Here is a 15788-nt window from a genome sequence, read left to right as displayed (position 1 = left end):
GATTCGTCCCGACCGATGGGTAGGGCCACGAGACACACCATAACGCGATGTATCGCGTCGCTCAATGAACGATGCCCGAATGAGTGACGAAGAGTTGGCGATCTTGACCCCACGCCGGCCTGACCTCGGCCTTCGTGAGCGGCGCGCCGTCCGGCGGCGACTCAGTCGATGACGGTGTACCCCGCCCTGCGCAGGGCCTCGCCGACCTCGACGCAGTGCGCCGGGCCCTTCGTCTCCAGGTGCAGCTCAACCTCCGCCTCCGTGAGCCCGAGCCGTGGGTCGGTCCGTACATGGCTCACGTCGAGGACGTTAGCGTCCACCACTGACAACGCCCCCAGAAGCGTCGCGAGAGCACCCGGCCGGTCCGTCAGCCGCAGCCGAACGGCCAGGTAGCGGCCCTGTGCCGCCATCCCGTGCCGCAGCACGCGCTGCATCAGGACCGGATCCACGTTGCCGCCCGACAGCACCGCGACGACCGGGCCCTCGAAGGCACCCGGATCGCTCAGCAGCGCCGCCACCGGACTCGCCCCGGCCGGCTCCACGACCAGCTTCGCCCGCTCCAGGCAGAGCAGCAGCGCGGTGGACAGCTCATCCTCGCTGACCGTCCGGACCTCGTCCACCAGATTTCCGATGAGTGCGAACGGCACGTCGCCGGGCCGCCCGACCTTGATGCCGTCGGCCATCGTCGCCGGGTTCTCGATCGACACCGGGCGTCCCGCGGCCAGCGAGGGCGGGTACGCCGCCGAGCCCGCCGCCTGCACGCCGACGATCCGCACCTCGGGCCGCACGGCCTTCACCGCGACCGCGATTCCCGCCGCCAGTCCCCCGCCGCCGATGCCGACGACGATCGTGCGCACCTCCGGGCACTGCTCCAGGATCTCCAGGCCGACGCTGCCCTGCCCCGCGATGATGTCCGGGTGGTCGAACGGGTGGATGAACACCGCGCCCGTCTCTGCGGCGTACTCCTGCGCGGCGGCCAGGGTCTCGTCGACCACCTGTCCGTGCAGCCGCACCTCGGCGCCGTAGTCCTGGGTCGCACTGATCTTGGGCAGTGGGGCGCCCTTCGGCATGAACACGGTGGCGTGGACGCCGAGCAGCGTGGACGCCAGGGCGACGCCCTGCGCGTGGTTGCCGGCGCTCGCCGCGACCACTCCGGCCGCACGCTCCTCGGGCAGCAGCCCGGCGATCCGGACGTAGGCGCCGCGCAGCTTGAAGGAGCCGGTCCGCTGGAGGTTCTCGCACTTGAGGTGGACCGGGGCGTCCACCAGCTGGGTCAGATACCTGCTGCCCTCCATCGCGGTGACACGTGCGACGCCGCTCAGCATCTTCTGCGCACCGCGTACGTCGTCGAGGGTGACCGAGGGCAAGGAGGGGGCCTTGCGGTAGTTCATGACTCAAGTCTCGCAGTTCACACGCCGCGGTCCGCGGTGTGACCAACGTCCGAGACCGGTTTGCGCAGCGCCGGTACGACCTGCCCCCCGGCCGCGTACCCTGTCCCCCAACCCAGCACCCAGCATGAAGTGAGCCCCCGGCCATGCCCACAACACCTGAAATGTCGATGGACATGACGACCGTCGGTGACACCGGCCTTCTCGACGCGCTGCAGCACGAGGTGGCGGTGTTCGCCCGACGTGCCGAACAGACCCGGCTCGGCGGGGTCGGACAGGTGCGCAACTCCATGGACCGCGCCGCGTACCTGCTGCTCAACCGGCTCGACAAGGAGGGGCCGATGGGCGTCAAGGCGCTCGCCGCGAGCATGGGTATCGACTCGTCGACGGTCACCCGGCAGGTCGCTCCGCTCGTCGACACGGGCCTGGTCAAGCGGACCTCGCACCCCGAGGACGGGCGGGCGGTGGTGCTGCAGCTCTCCCCCCGCGGGTCCGCGCGACTGGAGGAAGTGCGCTCGTCACGGCGTCAGTTGATGGCCGAGTTGACCCAGGAATGGGCGCCGGAGGAGCGCGAGGCGTTCTGCACGCTCCTCACCCGTTTCAACCACGCCCTGTCGTCGCGGATGGCGGCCCAGGGGGTGCCGGGGGCGGAGGCGCCGGCGGCCTCCTGACGATCTTGGCTGCCTTGGGGATCGCGGCGTCCATGGGGCCGGCGGAGTTCCGCCTGGCAGTGCTGGGCCCCGGCCCACCCCCTTTCCGTGGGTCATCCACCGTCGCAGCTCTTGACCGAGCGGGCGCGCCTGCCCTCATATGAGACCGGGTCCCCGCGGGCGTGCGCGGTGCGCAGCCGGTACGCCGGACGCGCCGGCGCCCCGGCGGGATCCGCTTCCTCAGGTCGGTTCAGGCGGGAGGCGCGATGCGAGAACGGCAAGCGTCCCAAGGTGCCCGCCGGGCCCGGGAGTTCGAGGCGTTCGTGGCCGGAGCCGCGGGGCGGCTGCTGCACACGGCCACACTGCTCACCGCGGAGGCCCCTGACGCCAACCCACGCGCGCGGCGCCTGCTCACGCAGGCCCTGGCCCATACGTACGCCTCCTGGGACCGGCTGCGCGGCGAGGACCCGTACGTCCGCACGCGCGCGTACCTGGCCACCCGCTTCGCGCACCGCGCCTGGCACGAGTACGGCGCCCTCCGCCGGAACCGCCCGCACCCGGGCAGCGCGCTCGCCGGCCTGACGACGCAGGAGCGCCTGGTCGTAGTCCTCAGGCTGTACGAGGGGGTCGCCGAGGAACAGACCGCGGCACTGCTCGGGCTGCCCACCGAACGCGTCCGCGCCGTCTGCGCCCGGGCGACGGCGACCCTGCTGCACCCACCCCGGCCGCCCACGCCCGCGGTGACCGGGGCAGAGGTGGCGGCATCATGACCGGGAGGTCTTCGTGAGCCAGGCCGACCGGGAGTCCGCCGCACGGCGGATCATGGAGCGGACGCCGCCCCGGGTGCCGCCCGGCCTCTGCGCCGACGCCGTACGCCTCGGCGACCGCCTGCTGCGGCGCCGGGCCCTCGCACTGCGTGTGGTCTGGCTGCTGCTCTTCGCGGTGACCGTGGCGTTCACCGTCTGGGCGATGACCGAGCGCCCCTGGGTGGAGCCGCCGTCGGAGACGACTCCACCGCTCACCGGCTGGTAGCAGTCGGCGGTCCGGGTCAGCCGAGCGCCTGCTGCAGGTCCTCCAGCAGGTCGTCGACGTTCTCGATGCCCACGGAGAGGCGCACCAGGTCGCCGGGTACCTCCAGGGCCGAGCCGGCCACCGAGGCGTGCGTCATCCGGCCCGGGTGCTCGATCAGCGACTCGACGCCACCGAGCGATTCACCCAGGGTGAACACCTTGGCGCGGTTGCAGACCTCGACGGCCGCTTCCTCGCCACCCTCCACCAGGAAGGAGACCATGCCGCCGAAGGCACGCATCTGCTTGGCGGCGATCTCGTGACCAGGGTGGTCCGGCAGCCCCGGGTACAGCACACGCGTCACGCGCGCGTGCCGGGTGAGCATGTCGGCGATCCTGGTCGCGTTCTCGCTGTGCCGGTCCATGCGCACCGAGAGCGTCTTGGTGCCGCGCAGCACCAGCCAGGAGTCGAAGGGCCCGGCGACCGCGCCCATCGCGTTCTGGTGGAACGCCAGCTCCTCGCCGAGTTCCACGTCGCCGACGATCAGCGCGCCGCCCACGACGTCGGAGTGGCCGCCCATGTACTTGGTCAGCGAGTGCACCACGACGTCCGCGCCGAGCGACAAGGGCTGCTGAAGGTAGGGCGTGGCGAAGGTGTTGTCGACGACGAGGCGGGCGCCGGCGTCCCGGGCGATCTGGGCGACGGCCGCGACGTCGGTGATGCCGAGCAGCGGGTTGGAGGGGGTCTCCACCCACACGACCTTGGTCTTCGGCGTGATGGCGGCCCGTACGGAGGCCGGGTCGCTGGTGTCGGCGACCGACCATTCCACGCCCCAGCGGGCGACGACCTTAGCGAACAGCCGGAACGTGCCGCCGTAGGCGTCATTGGGGATGACCACGTGGTCGCCGGGGCTGAGCAGCGTACGCAGCAGGCAGTCCTCGGCCGCCAGTCCGGACGCGAACGCGAGACCGCGGCGGCCGCCCTCCAGGGCGGCGAGGTTCTCCTCGAGCGCGGTCCTGGTCGGATTGGCGCTGCGGCTGTACTCGTAGCCGCCGCGCAGACCGCCTACCCCGTCCTGTTTGTAGGTGGACACCTGGTAGATCGGCGGTACGACCGCGCCGGTGAGGGGGTCGGCCGTGTTGCCCGCGTGGATGGCGAGCGTCTCGAAGTGCTGACTGATGTGCCTGTCGCTCATGGGAACCGAGCGTAGGCGTTCCACAGGGGATGCCGCAGTTCTCGGCGGAGTATTTCCGGATCTCGACGGGTCCCGCGGCACACTCGGCGCTGCTCGACCGCGGTTCCGGGCCGCTCGGAGGGGCCCCGCCCGCCGCTCGCCGGGAGTTTTCCACAGGCCGGGCGGAGGGGGTTGGCCAATTGTCGTCGGCGTCTGGTTCGCTTGAGGCATGGAGATTCTCTGGGTCCTGTTCGCCCTGCTCATGATCGGCTTTGTGCTCGGTCCCGTCATGATGCGCAGGCGCAGGGGGATAGAGCTGGTCAAGCCGGGCCACCCGGACGCGGCGGACCCCGCGAACTACGGGTTCGTGCGGCAGGAGGAGCTGGACATCCGCATGCCCGGCCCCGACCAGGACCTGCTGGACGTGCTGGACCTGGTGCAGCGCACACAGGACCACCGGGCCGCGGCGCAACTGCTCGCGGGCACGGAGGCGGAGAGCGAGCTGCGCTGGCAGCGCGTGCAGGCCTTCGCCGGCGCCGCGGCGCTGGAGCTGCAGCAGCGGCCGGGCGGCGTCAGCGACACGCCGGGCGGCCAGTGGCTGCGGGTGTGGCGGGCGCAGGCGCCCAAGGACGCGGGCGGCGCGGCGGTGCACGCCGAGTTCCTGGTGCAGCAGGCGTGGCGGACGGCGACGCCCGGCACGGACGACTTCCGGATCATCATGGAGGAGGCGAAGGCCGCGTGCGGTGACGCGGCGCTGCTCGCCCCCGGTGACCCGATCCCGTACATCGTCGAGCTGTCGGTGGCCCGCGGCCTGGCGTACCCGCGCGCGGAGTTCGAGCAGCTGTGGCTGAAGATCCTGGACCGCGCGCCGAACCACATGGGCGCGCACCTGGCCGCGCTGCACTACTGGTGCGAGAAGTGGCACGGCTCGCGTGAGCTGGCCACCCAGTTCGCCGAGGCCGCGGCGGCCCGCGCCCCGCAGGGCTCGCTGCTGGCCGCGATGCCGCTGTTCGCGGTCTTCGAGCACCTCCCCGAGGTCAACCTGGTCGCCGGCTTCTACCAGAGCGAGGTCGTGACCAAGGCGATCCACGGCGCCCTGCACGCGGTCCACTCGGCCCGCGCCGACGACCCGATGCTGGCACACGTGCGTCATCTGCTGGTCTTCTTCCTGGTCCGCTCCGAGCGCTGGGCCGAGGCCATGAGCCAGCTGATACACATCGACGGCCATGTGGGGGCGCTCCCGTGGACGCTGTCCCCGGACCCGGCCTCGGAGTTCGCGGTCTACCGGGCGCTGGCGGTCGCGGGCTACGAGGCGAACGGCGGCAGCCCGGCGACGCTGCTGCGCTGAGCAGGCGAGACGGCGATCGAGCCGTCGATGGAGCCGGCTGGTGCGGCTGATGGACGGGGAGTGGGTGCCCCCGTCGTGGTGCCCGGAATGCCATGCGGTGTTGGAATGTTCAACAAAGTACCCGCCCCGCCGTGTGACGGCGACGGGGCGGGCACCGTAGTGACCCCGGCAGAAGGAGCCCGACATGCTGTTCCGCCGCACGCCCAGCCTGCCCACCGCTGAGCAGGCACTGAAGGGCCGCGCGGAGCCCGCCTTCACCGTCCCCGAGCGCCACACCGTCCTGGGCAACCCGCTGAGCGGGCCCTACCCCGAGGGCCTGGAGATCGCCGACTTCGGCCTCGGCTGTTTCTGGGGCGCCGAGCGCAAGTTCTGGCAGCTGCCCGCGGGGGTCTGGACGACCCTCGTCGGCTACCAGGGCGGTCACACCGAGCACCCCACGTACGAGGAGGTCTGCTCGGGCCTGACCGGCCACACGGAGGCCGTGCGCGTGGTCTACGACCCGAAGGTGATCTCGTACGACCGCCTCCTGAAGACCTTCTGGGAGGCGCACGACCCCACGCAGGGCTTCCGCCAGGGCAACGACGTCGGCACGCAGTACCGCTCGGCGATCTACACCCACACCCCCGAGCAGGCCGCGGCGGCTGAGTCGTCCCGCGAGGCGTACCAGAAGGTCCTGACCGGTTCGGGCCACGGCCGCATCACGACGGAGATCCTCCCGGCGGAGGACCGCACGTTCTACCCGGCGGAGGGCTACCACCAGCAGTACCTTTCGCGCAATATTGATGGCTACTGCGGGTTGGGTGGGACGGGCGTGGCCTGCCCAATCGGTGTTGCGCCTGCTGAAGGGTGAGCCCAGCAGTCCCACAGCACCACGACAATCCGGCAGAAGCACGGCCGTCTCTCCCCGTTACCTTCTAGAACGGCCTCGATCATGAGGCTCCCGACCGGTGACGGCCGTCCGGACCTGTACACGCGGGAGGCGTCCACGGGCAGGCTGTGGCTCTACCCGGGCACCTCCACCGCCCGCCTCGGCGCCCGCAAGCTGGTCGGCTCCGGCGGCTGGAACGCCATGGCGAACCTCTTCTCGGTGGGCGACTTCTCCGGCGACGGACGCCACGGCAGCTCGCCACGGTGACCAACGAGAAATACGTGATCGACGGCTATCCGGGCCATCTGGGCCGGCTGGTCGCCTACCGGGGCCGGGACACCGGCGGCCTGCTGGCCGGCCGGCGGACCTACGGCGAGTGGTGGGGCCTGAACGGCATCTATCAGGCCCGGCTCGGTTCGACCGGTCCCTGCCCGGTTCAACCGGCTCGCGCTCGGTTCGGCCGGTCCCCGTCCGGTTCGACCGGCCCCCGCTCAGTTCGACGACGTCGACGACCCCGTCCCGGCCCGGGTCGCGTCCCTGCCCCAGCTGGCGAGGAGACGCAGACCCTCCGCGGACGGGGATCCCGGCTCCGCGTGGTAGGTGATGAGGGATTGCTCGGCGTCGTCGAGGAGGCGGAAGGTCTCGAAGGACAGGGAGAGGTCGCCGACCAGCGGGTGCCGGAGCCGCTTGACCCCGTGGCTCTTCTCCTTGACGTCGTGCGTGGCCCACAGAAGCCGGAACTCCGAGCTCTTCACGGAGAGCTCGCCCACCAGGGCCGACAGGCGCGGGTCGTCCGGGTGGCAGCCGGCGTCCATGCGCAGGAAGGCGACGATGTCGAAGGCCTTCTGGTCCCAGTCGACGAACAGTTCGCGGTACTCGGGCCTCAGGAACACCAGCCGCGCCCAGTTCCGCTCCTGCGCCGGCATCTCCGCCCAGTCGCCGAAGACGGCGGCCGCCATCCTGTTCCAGACCAGGATGTCCGAGCGGCGCCCCACGATGTAGGCGGGGACGCCGTCGAGCGTGTCCAGCAGCTGCCACAGCGCGCCCCGCACATGCTGCGTACGCGCCGCCGCCTTCTTCTTGTGCTGCTTCGGCCTGGCGAGGTGGGTGAGGTGGGCATGCTCGGCGCCGGTCAGCCGCAGGGCCCGCGCGATCGCGTCCAGCACCTCCGCCGAGACGTTCCGCCCGTTGCCCTGCTCGAGCCGCGTGTAGTACGCCACCGACACTCCGGCCAGCTGTGCCAGCTCCTCGCGGCGCAGTCCGGGGACCCTGCGGTGCCGTCCGTAGTCCGGCAATCCGACGTCCTCCGGCTTCAGCCGGGCCCGCCGGCTGCGCAGGAACTCGCTGAGCTCGGCACGCCGGTCCAGGCCGCCGCCGGGCTCCTCCACGTGCGCGGGCTGTTCGTCCATGCGTCCAGTATTCACGGTCGTACGCACACGAGCCTGCCCCCGCCAGTGGTAGGCACAGCGGACGTACGCAAAGCCGTGGCCTGGGTGGATGTCCCGTTCGGCGGCAGCCTGGACGATGTGCCCGGCAGGAAGGCAGCCGGGTGCGCAACAGCATCGCTAGGAGACCCCCCGGCATGACCACTGTCACCGCATACGCCGCCCCCGCCGCCAAGGCACCGCTCGAGCGCACCACGATCGAGCGGCGGGAGGTCGGTGAGTTCGATGTCCTGATCGACATCAAGTACGCCGGAATCTGTCACTCCGACATTCACCAGGCCCGTGAGGGCTGGGGCGAGGCCATCTTCCCGATGGTGCCCGGGCACGAGATCGCCGGCGTCGTCGCCGAGACCGGCACCGGCGTCACCAGGTTCGCCGTCGGCGACCGCGTGGGCGTCGGCTGCATGGTCGACTCCTGCCGTGAGTGCGACAACTGCAAGGCCGGCCTGGAGCAGTACTGCACGCAGGGCGCCGTGATGACGTACAACGGCGTCGGCAAGGACGGGCAGCCGACGTACGGCGGTTACTCGCAGAAGATCGTCGTCGACGAGAACTACGTCGTCGGCATCCCCGAGGGCATCGGCCTCGACGAGGCCGCACCACTGCTGTGCGCGGGCATCACCACGTACTCCCCGCTCAAGCGCTGGAACGCCGGTCCCGGCAAGAAGGTCGCCGTCCTCGGCATGGGCGGCCTCGGCCACATGGCCGTGAAGCTGGCGCACGCGCTGGGCGCGGAGGTGACGGTCCTGTCGCAGTCGCTGCGCAAGAAGGACGACGGGCTGAAGCTGGGCGCCGACCACTACTACGCGACCAGCGACCCGCGGACCTTCGAGGAACTGGCGGGCACCTTCGACCTGATCGTGTCGACGGTGTCGGCGCCGCTCGACTTCGGCGCGTACCTCGCCCTGCTGAAGACCGACGGCGCGCTGGTGAACGTCGGCGCCCCCGAGGAGCCCATCTCCCTCAACCTGTTCTCGGTGATCGTCGGCCGCAAGTCGCTGGCCGGGTCGAGCATCGGCGGCATCCAGGAGACCCAGGAGATGCTGGACTTCTGCGCCGCGCACGGCCTCGGCGCCGAGATCGAGCTGATCCGCGCGGACCAGATCAACGAGGCCTACGAGCGGGTGCTGGCGAGCGACGTGCGGTACCGGTTCGTGATCGACACCGCGACGATCTGACCGTTCCCGCCGATCGTCGGCGGCCCGGCGCCCGGTGTCGTGCCGGACCGCCGGGCCGCCGACGGCTGTGGGCGGGCCCCCGTCTCGCGGGCCCCGGCGCGGAAGAGCCGCCCGGGTCCCGGCGTTATGAGAAGAGGACCGGACGAGGTCTGAACAGACCGGAAGTGACCGGAGGAGACCCGAGGAGGTCACCGATGACCGTCCAGCTGAACCACACCATTGTCGCCGCCCACGACAAGGAGGCCTCGGCCCGCTTCCTCGCCGGCCTCCTGGGTCTGCCGGTGAGCCCGCGGTACGGCCCCTTCGCCCCCGTCGAGATCCCCAACGGCGTGACTCTGGATTACATGGAGACGCCGGGCGAGATCACGCCCCAGCACTACGCGTTCCTGGTCTCGGAGTCGGACTTCGACACGATCTTCGCCCGCATCGAGCAGGCCGGCCTGACCTTCTGGGCCGACCCGCACCACTCCCGGCCCGGCGAGATCAACCACAACGACGGGGGCCGGGGCGCCTACTTCGAGGATCCCAACGGGCACAACCTGGAGATCATCACGCGGCCCTACGGAAGCGACGGCTGAGGACCACGGCGGCGGCAGGGCAAAGCCCGCCGGAGGTTCAACCTCCGGCGGGCTTTCCCTCACGCCGTCAGGACGTCACCGGCGGGACCTCACCGGCACCGCCCGAAGCGACGCACCGACTCGCCGCGGGAAGCCGTCACTTCCCGTAGTACGCGTTGTAGATCGAGATCGTCGACTTGTTGTTCTTCTTGTCGGTGATCTTCGCGTGGAACGAGATCGCCTTGCCCTTGGCCGGGTTCTTCACGGTGATCTTGCCGTTCTTGACGGTGAGCTTCTTCCACGTCTGGCCGTAGTCGTACGACACCCACACGCCCAGCGACTTGAGGTTGCCGCCCGCCGCCGAGCCCTCCACGGTGACCGGGAAGGTGGCCGTGCGCCCGGCCGTGACGCGGCTGTCCAGGCTGGTCAGCGCCTTGAAGCGGACCGTCGACGCGGGCAGCTTGGCCACGTCCCCGGTCGGCTTTTTGGAGCGGAACGTCCAGCTGGCGTCGATCCGCGTGGCGGCCGCCGCGACCTTGACGGTCCGCTTCACCGAGGTGGTCAGCCGGTACTCGGCGTCACCGGACGGGACCCGGAACGCCTTCTGCCCGAACAGCGGGTCGTCGTGGGAGCCGACCTTGGCGCCGTTGCGGTACAGGGTCGTGTTCACCGAGGTGAACAGCGACGAGCCCGCGTGCCGGGAGCCGTCGGCGAACAGCGGCACATAGCCGTAGAGGTCGTTGCCCTCGCGGTACAGGCCGAACTCGGTGTTCAGGGTGGGCCCGAAGACGGCCTTGTTGAAGGTCTGCGTGTACGACTTGCCCGCCTTGTACGTCACCGGGTTGCCGGACGTGTAGTACGCCTCGGGGATCGGGGCGCCCTGGGAGTCCCTGCCGCCGTACTGCTCGAAGTCGAGCGCCCACTGGATGCCCTGCGTCGTCGACAGATACAGCGTGCGGCTGCCGGGCAGCTTCTGCTCGACGGGCTCACCCACGTAGAAGTCGGCGGGGAAGACGCCGACGGCGAGGAGCGCGCCGGTCTTGCCGGAGGTGGAGGCCCCGAGGTTGCCCTTCACCGTCGCGAGTTCGCTCTTGCTGAACTTGCGGACCTTGTCGCCCTGGATCTTCTTGACCTCGGCGGTGGTCGCCACGTCGTACTCGGTCGCGGCGCCCTTCGTCCACTGGCCGCCCCAGGTCTGGGTGAGGCCGTTGGCGATCTCGCCGCCGAGGTGGGCGATCCGCAGATCGGCGAAGGAGCGGGCGCCGAAGCCGAATCCGATGCCGGCGCTGTCCAGGAAGTAGCCGACCGTCGCCGAGTGCGGCTTGGCGGCGGGGTCGGGCACCGTGATGGTGGCGGACCTGGTCTGCCGGGCGTCGATGGTCACGGAGGTGTTCTTCGTGACGGTCAGCCGCGGCTGGACCAGCCAGTCGAGGCCGCCCTCCAGATTGATGAAGTCCTTGGCGATCCAGGCGTCCAGCAGGTAGGTGCCCTTGGGCACGCGCACGGTGGCGGTGCCGGACGCGACGGCCGGCACCTGGTAGCCGCGGCCGTTGCCCAGGCCCGCGTAGCCGAGCAGCGAGGTGTTGTAGTCGTCCGTCCCCTGCCCGTCCCGGCCGAGGTGCTTGACCGTGACGTCGTACGACTCCACCTCACGCTGCACGGCGGCGGCCGTGCGGACGCTCTGCCCGCCGCCCGTCCCGGTCACGTACGCGCTGTACGCGCCGTCGACCGTGCCGCCCAGCTTGGTGTCGACGGTCAGGTCCACGGAGGCCTCGCCGCCCGCCGGGACGGTCACCTCGGTCGCGCCGAGGGTGAAGAAGCCCGCCGGTGCCGCCTGGCCCTTGGGGTTGGTGGCGGTGGCCGTCAGGTCCAGCGTGACGTCGGTGGTGCCGAGGTTGCGGTACGTCAGCTGCTTGGTGGCCGGGGTGTCGTCGGTGTGCGGCCACTGCTGGACGCCGAAGCTGAGGGAGACCGGGTCGGCGATCACCGTCTGCTTGACGGCCTTGTCGACCTGGATCCGGCCCGAGCCCTGCTGGAACGGCGTGTAGGCACCGGCCTTGGCGGACGCGGTCAGCGCGCCCTTGAGCTCGGCGTACGTCCAGTCCGGGTGCTGCTGCTTGAGGATGGCGGCGGCACCGGCGACGTGCGGCGTCGCCATCGACGTACCCGAGATGGTCAGGTAGCCGGCCGGGCTCTCGCCGACCTCCTGGCCGATGGCGCTGCCCTTGGCCGCGGCCGCGGTGATGTCCACGCCGGGCGCGGTGACGTCCGGCTTGACGGCGCCGTCGCCGAGGCGCGGGCCGGTGCTGGAGAAGTCGGCCGGCTTGTCCTTGTCGTCGACGGCGCCGACGGTGAGGGCGGCATCCGCGCTTCCGGGCGAACCGACCGACTCGGGACCGGAGTTGCCGGCCGCGATGGCGAAGAGGATGCCCTTCTCGGCGGACAGCCGGTTGACGGCGGCCTCCAGCGGGTCGATCTCCGGGGTGTCCATGCCGCCGAGGCTGAGGTTGACGACGTCGGCGCCCTGCTCGGCCGCCCACTCCATGCCGGCCAGGATGCCGGAGTCGTCGCCGAAGCCGCTGTCGTCGAGGACCTTGCCGTTGAGGATCTCGGCGCCGGGCGCGACGCCCTTGAACCTGCCGCCGGACTTCGCGCCGGTGCCGGCCGCGATGGAGGCCACGTGCGTGCCGTGGCCCTGCTTGTCGGTGGCGTCGGGCGCGGTGGTGAAGTTCTTCGACGCCACCACCTGCGACGTGAGGTCGGCGTGCGTGGCGTCGACTCCGGTGTCGAGCACGGCGATCTTCACGCCCGTGCCGTCGTAGCCGGCGGCCCAGGCCTTGGGGGCGCCGATCTGCGGCACGGACTTGTCGAGGGTGGCCTTGCGGACGCCGTCGAGCCAGACGTGAGCGATGCCGGAGACGGTTCGGTCGCCGTTGGTGACCGCGTCCCACAGCTCGGGCGTGTCCTTGTGCGTCGTCTGCACGGCGTCGGCGTTCAGCGTCTTCAGGTTCCGGCGCAGCGTGCCCGCGTCGCGGACGCCGGCCTTGGCGGTGGTGGCGGTGCCCCGGTAGCCGACGATGACCTTGAGGCCGTTCCTCTGGGCCTTGCGGGTCGCGGACTTGTTGAGCTCGGTGATGTCGAACAGCCGCTGGTCCAGTGTGCCGGCGGCGACCAGGCGGGCCGCGTCGGCGGGTATCACCAGGGTGTGGCCGTTCGCCTTGCGTATCTGCACCGGTATGTGTTCACGGCCCTCGGCCCGGTCCAGGCCGACGATCCGCCCCTTGGTGTCCACGGAGACCCGGTCGCCGGTGATCAGGGTGATGCGGTGGTGCGACGTGAGCTTCGCAGGGCCGTTCGGGCTCTGCTCCGGTTTCGCACTCGCCGGGCTGGTCAGTCCCGCGGCGAGGGCGACGGCGGCCGCGGTGGCGACCGCGGTGGCACCGGCTCTCTTCACTTGTGTGCGCAAAACTCCCCCTGGAGTTGAGGAACCGGGTGAATTCCCCGTTCACCCGGATCGGGGGACGTTCGCACATATGCCTGTGCACCCCCCGGAATCACGCAGTATGCCGGGGGGTGATCACCGAGCTCAAGAGAGTGACCCGTCACGACTCGGTCATGACGGCGGCAAGGCCGCGAACTTGGTGCGGGACCTCGCGTTCCGCTACGAGGTGGCGTTCTCCTTCACCGTTATCCGCCCCTTGCGGATCGTCGCCACCCGCGGGGCCTTTCTCGCGATGGCGGAATCGTGGGTGACCATGAGGAAGGTCAGTCCCAGCTCCTTCCAGGTGCGTTCGAGCACGTCCATGATCTCGTCGCGCATCGACTCGTCGAGGTTTCCGGTCGGTTCGTCGGCCAGCAGCACCTTCGGCCGCTTCACCAGCGCCCGCGCGATGGCGACGCGTTGCTGCTGGCCGCCGGACATCTCCCCGGGAAGGTGCCCGAGCCGCTCGCCGAGACCGACCGACTCCAGCGCCTCGGCGGCGCGTTCGCGCCGGTCCCGGGCCTTGATGCCGAGCGGTACGAGCGCGGTCTCGACGTTCTCCTGGGCGGTGAGCGTGGGGATCAGGTTGAAGCTCTGGAAGACGAAGCCGATGTTCTCGCTGCGCACCCGGGTGAGCCGTGCCTCGGGCAGCCTCGCCAGGTCGGTCCCGTCGAGGAGGACCTCGCCGGAGGTGGGCCGGTCGAGTCCGCCGAGCATCTGCAGCAGCGTCGACTTGCCGCCGCCGGTGGGGCCCTGGATGACCAGCCGGTCGCCGTCGGCGATGACGAGATCGACGCCGTCCAGCGCGCGTACGGTGTCCTTGCCCCGGTTGTAGTGCTTGGTGACGCCTCTGAGTTCGTACATGGTGGTGCGGCTCCTGGGAAGCTTCGGAGGGTGGGAGGCGCGCCCGAAGGGGCGCGGGGCCGCGTCGTCGCGCGGCTGGGCCGCGTGGGCACAACGGGCTGCGCGGACGCGACGGGCTGCGCGGACGCGACGGGCTGCGCGGGCGCCACGGACTACGCGGACGAGCGCGCTACGCCGGCGCGACTGCGGCGACGGGCCCGAGGAGCGGCGGGCTATTCCACGCGCCGCAACGCGTCCGCCGGACGCAGGCGCGACGCCCGCCAGCCGCCGAACGCGCCGGCCACGAGCCCGCCGGTCACGGCCAGCCCGACCGCGAGGGCGATGGTCGTCACGCTGACGGGGGCCGTCAGGGCGACGTCGAGCGTGCGGCCCGCGGTCTGCCTCGCCGGGCCGCCGCCGAAGCCACCGCCGGGGCCGGTCGTTCCGCCCCCGGCGCCGCCGAGTTCGGCCTGCAGGGTCGGGCTGATCGCGGTGACCACGTACGCCCCCGCCAGGCCGAGCGCGATGCCGAGCGCACCGCCGACCAGCCCGTGGACGACGGCCTCGCCGACCACCTGCCGGGTCACCCGCCCCGACCGCCAGCCCAGCGCCTTCAGAGTGCCGAACTCCCGCACCCGCCGGGACACCGCGGACGAGGTGAGCAGCCCGGCGACCAGGAACGCGGCCACCAGCACCACGATCGACAGCCACTTGCCGACGCCGGCGGCCAGGTCGGAGGCGGTGGACAGGGAGCCGGAGACGGTGTCGGCGAGGTCGGCGGAGGTCGTCACGGTGGTGCCGGAGACGTTGTGCTGGATCTGCGACTTGACGGCGTCGATCCGCTGGGAGTCGGTCGCCTCGACGTAGATCGTCGTGACCTTGTCCGCCGAGTCGCTGAGCGTCTGGGCCTGCTTCAGGGGGATGTAGAGGTTGGCCGCCGCCTCGCCGCTGTCGGGGGTGGCGATGCCGATGACCTCGTAGGTGACGTCCTTGATGGTGACCGTGTCGTCGACGGCCAGCTTCTTCTCCTTGGCGTAGGAGGCGTCGGCGACGGCGACCTTCGCGTCGGTCTCCGAGGACGTGAAGGTACGGCCGCTGGTGATCTTCGAGGTGGTCAGCGGGCCGAGCGCGGGCTCGGTGACGTCGGTGCCGAAGACGGAGTAGCTGTTGACGCCGAAGTCCGCGCCACCGCCCTGGACCCGGCCCTCGCCGGCTGGTCCGGACGGCCGGCCACCGCCTGTGCCGCCACTGCCCTGTTGCAGCTGACCGCGGGTGAACTCGCCGCTGACCTTGATGACCTGAAGGCTCAGACCGCCGACGGCGTGCGCGACGCCGTCCTGCGAGCCGACCTTCGCCACGGTGGAGCTCGCCAGGGTCTGGAAGCCCTGGACCATGACCCGGTCGCTGCTCTGCTCCTCGCCGGAGCCGTCCTCCCGTGCGTCGAACCGGAACCGCGGCCCCTGTGCCTGCCCTTCCTCGGCGGGATCGGCGGCCTTGGTGACAGTCATGTCGGTGCCGAGGCCGTACAGCGACTGAAGGACCTTGTCCTGCGCCTGTCCCATGCCGGACGACACGGAGTTGACGACGATGACCAGCGCGATGCCCAACGCGAGTCCGGAGGCGACGACGAGGGCCGCCTTTCTGCGGCGGCGCAGTTCGCGCCTCAGGTAGGTGAAGAACATGTGCCGCAAGCTAGGCAGGCACCGTGATGACCGAATAAGGCACGGATAAAAGAAGGATGAGAAGCGGGCCGGGAAGCGGGGAGGGCTTCGGCACGCGGTGGCGGGAAAAGGCGAAGGCCGCCCTGGGTGGGCGGCCTTCGTCGCTGCGTGGGCGTCAGGAAGCGGG

At 71.0% G+C, this 15788-nt stretch carries 14 protein-coding genes; 8 read left to right on the top strand and 6 right to left on the bottom strand.

Annotated features, from left to right (window positions below; genetic code table 11):
* Positions 1-161 precede the first annotated feature (161 nt).
* Positions 162-1391 (bottom strand): threonine ammonia-lyase, encoded by a 1230-nt coding sequence (gene ilvA / locus ACIHCM_RS28635; protein WP_399901775.1) that lies wholly within the window; start codon positions 1389-1391, stop codon positions 162-164.
* 161 nt (positions 1392-1552) lie between these two features.
* On the opposite strand from ilvA, the gene ACIHCM_RS28630 reads away from it, so the two are divergent.
* The 3 genes from ACIHCM_RS28630 to ACIHCM_RS28620 all read left to right on the top strand — a co-directional run bounded on the left by ACIHCM_RS28630 (position 1553) and on the right by ACIHCM_RS28620 (position 3070).
* A complete protein-coding gene (locus ACIHCM_RS28630) occupies positions 1553-2059 on the top strand; it encodes a MarR family winged helix-turn-helix transcriptional regulator (protein ID WP_399902115.1) in 507 nt (168 codons plus the stop codon).
* A gap of 245 nt (positions 2060-2304) precedes the next feature.
* Positions 2305-2808 (top strand): sigma factor-like helix-turn-helix DNA-binding protein, encoded by a 504-nt coding sequence (locus tag ACIHCM_RS28625; protein ID WP_399901772.1) that lies wholly within the window; start codon positions 2305-2307, stop codon positions 2806-2808.
* A gap of 52 nt (positions 2809-2860) precedes the next feature.
* Positions 2861-3070, top strand: coding sequence for a hypothetical protein (locus ACIHCM_RS28620; protein WP_399902112.1), 210 nt, complete (start codon positions 2861-2863; stop codon positions 3068-3070).
* A 16-nt stretch (positions 3071-3086) separates the two neighbouring features.
* Here ACIHCM_RS28620 and ACIHCM_RS28615 read toward each other — a convergent pair whose 3' ends face one another.
* Positions 3087-4241 carry a cystathionine gamma-synthase gene (locus ACIHCM_RS28615; protein WP_399901769.1) on the bottom strand — a complete coding sequence of 385 codons (1155 nt, stop codon included), beginning with the start codon at positions 4239-4241 and terminating at the stop codon, positions 3087-3089.
* A 208-nt stretch (positions 4242-4449) separates the two neighbouring features.
* Between ACIHCM_RS28615 and ACIHCM_RS28610 the strand changes: the two genes are divergently transcribed.
* The 3 genes from ACIHCM_RS28610 to ACIHCM_RS28600 all read left to right on the top strand — a co-directional run bounded on the left by ACIHCM_RS28610 (position 4450) and on the right by ACIHCM_RS28600 (position 6703).
* Entirely contained in the window at positions 4450-5568 is a 1119-nt protein-coding gene (locus tag ACIHCM_RS28610) for a hypothetical protein (protein WP_399901766.1), read from the top strand.
* A 184-nt stretch (positions 5569-5752) separates the two neighbouring features.
* A complete protein-coding gene (gene msrA, locus ACIHCM_RS28605; RefSeq protein ID WP_399901763.1) occupies positions 5753-6418 on the top strand; it encodes a peptide-methionine (S)-S-oxide reductase MsrA in 666 nt (221 codons plus the stop codon).
* Positions 6419-6499: 81 nt separating this feature from the next.
* Positions 6500-6703 carry an FG-GAP repeat domain-containing protein gene (locus ACIHCM_RS28600; RefSeq protein ID WP_399901760.1) on the top strand — a complete coding sequence of 68 codons (204 nt, stop codon included), beginning with the start codon at positions 6500-6502 and terminating at the stop codon, positions 6701-6703.
* A 224-nt stretch (positions 6704-6927) separates the two neighbouring features.
* Here the strand turns inward: ACIHCM_RS28600 and ACIHCM_RS28595 are convergent, their stop codons facing one another.
* On the bottom strand, positions 6928-7845 hold the full coding sequence (locus ACIHCM_RS28595; protein WP_399901757.1) for a helix-turn-helix domain-containing protein: 918 nt from the start codon (positions 7843-7845) through the stop codon (positions 6928-6930).
* Between the two features lie 173 nt (positions 7846-8018).
* Between ACIHCM_RS28595 and ACIHCM_RS28590 the strand changes: the two genes are divergently transcribed.
* Positions 8019-9059, top strand: a complete 1041-nt coding sequence (locus ACIHCM_RS28590; protein WP_399901754.1) for an NAD(P)-dependent alcohol dehydrogenase — start codon at positions 8019-8021, stop codon at positions 9057-9059.
* 194 nt (positions 9060-9253) lie between these two features.
* Positions 9254-9637, top strand: coding sequence for a VOC family protein (locus ACIHCM_RS28585; protein WP_399901752.1), 384 nt, complete (start codon positions 9254-9256; stop codon positions 9635-9637).
* Between the two features lie 136 nt (positions 9638-9773).
* On the opposite strand, the gene ACIHCM_RS28580 is transcribed toward ACIHCM_RS28585, so the two are convergent.
* The 3 genes from ACIHCM_RS28580 to ACIHCM_RS28570 all read right to left on the bottom strand — a co-directional run bounded on the left by ACIHCM_RS28580 (position 9774) and on the right by ACIHCM_RS28570 (position 15622).
* The gene (locus ACIHCM_RS28580; protein WP_399901749.1) at positions 9774-13070 is read right to left on the bottom strand and encodes a S8 family peptidase; all 3297 of its coding nucleotides are present in this window, start codon (positions 13068-13070) and stop codon (positions 9774-9776) included.
* Between the two features lie 207 nt (positions 13071-13277).
* Entirely contained in the window at positions 13278-13961 is a 684-nt protein-coding gene (locus ACIHCM_RS28575; RefSeq protein ID WP_399901746.1) for an ABC transporter ATP-binding protein, read from the bottom strand.
* Between the two features lie 212 nt (positions 13962-14173).
* The gene (locus tag ACIHCM_RS28570; RefSeq protein WP_399901743.1) at positions 14174-15622 is read right to left on the bottom strand and encodes an ABC transporter permease; all 1449 of its coding nucleotides are present in this window, start codon (positions 15620-15622) and stop codon (positions 14174-14176) included.
* Positions 15623-15788: the final 166 nt, after the last annotated feature.

The sequence above is a fragment of the Streptomyces sp. NPDC052023 genome, assembly GCF_044548465.1.
GTDB lineage: Bacteria > Actinomycetota > Actinomycetes > Streptomycetales > Streptomycetaceae > Streptomyces.
The sequence above is the reverse complement of the archived record's forward strand: the minus strand, read 5'-3'. Positions and strand labels throughout refer to the sequence as shown.

Coding starts and splice junctions, on each gene's coding strand:
- ACIHCM_RS28615 (WP_399901769.1), bottom strand. CDS start 4,241: ATGAGCGACAGGCACATCAGTCAGCACTTCGAGACGCTCGCCATCCAC.
- ACIHCM_RS28590 (WP_399901754.1), top strand. CDS start 8,019: ATGACCACTGTCACCGCATACGCCGCCCCCGCCGCCAAGGCACCGCTC.
- ACIHCM_RS28620 (WP_399902112.1), top strand. CDS start 2,861: ATGGAGCGGACGCCGCCCCGGGTGCCGCCCGGCCTCTGCGCCGACGCC.
- ACIHCM_RS28625 (WP_399901772.1), top strand. CDS start 2,305: ATGCGAGAACGGCAAGCGTCCCAAGGTGCCCGCCGGGCCCGGGAGTTC.
- ACIHCM_RS28585 (WP_399901752.1), top strand. CDS start 9,254: ATGACCGTCCAGCTGAACCACACCATTGTCGCCGCCCACGACAAGGAG.
- ACIHCM_RS28570 (WP_399901743.1), bottom strand. CDS start 15,622: ATGTTCTTCACCTACCTGAGGCGCGAACTGCGCCGCCGCAGAAAGGCG.
- ACIHCM_RS28600 (WP_399901760.1), top strand. CDS start 6,500: ATGAGGCTCCCGACCGGTGACGGCCGTCCGGACCTGTACACGCGGGAG.
- ACIHCM_RS28575 (WP_399901746.1), bottom strand. CDS start 13,961: ATGTACGAACTCAGAGGCGTCACCAAGCACTACAACCGGGGCAAGGAC.
- msrA (WP_399901763.1), top strand. CDS start 5,753: ATGCTGTTCCGCCGCACGCCCAGCCTGCCCACCGCTGAGCAGGCACTG.
- ACIHCM_RS28630 (WP_399902115.1), top strand. CDS start 1,553: ATGTCGATGGACATGACGACCGTCGGTGACACCGGCCTTCTCGACGCG.
- ilvA (WP_399901775.1), bottom strand. CDS start 1,391: ATGAACTACCGCAAGGCCCCCTCCTTGCCCTCGGTCACCCTCGACGAC.
- ACIHCM_RS28610 (WP_399901766.1), top strand. CDS start 4,450: ATGGAGATTCTCTGGGTCCTGTTCGCCCTGCTCATGATCGGCTTTGTG.
- ACIHCM_RS28595 (WP_399901757.1), bottom strand. CDS start 7,845: ATGGACGAACAGCCCGCGCACGTGGAGGAGCCCGGCGGCGGCCTGGAC.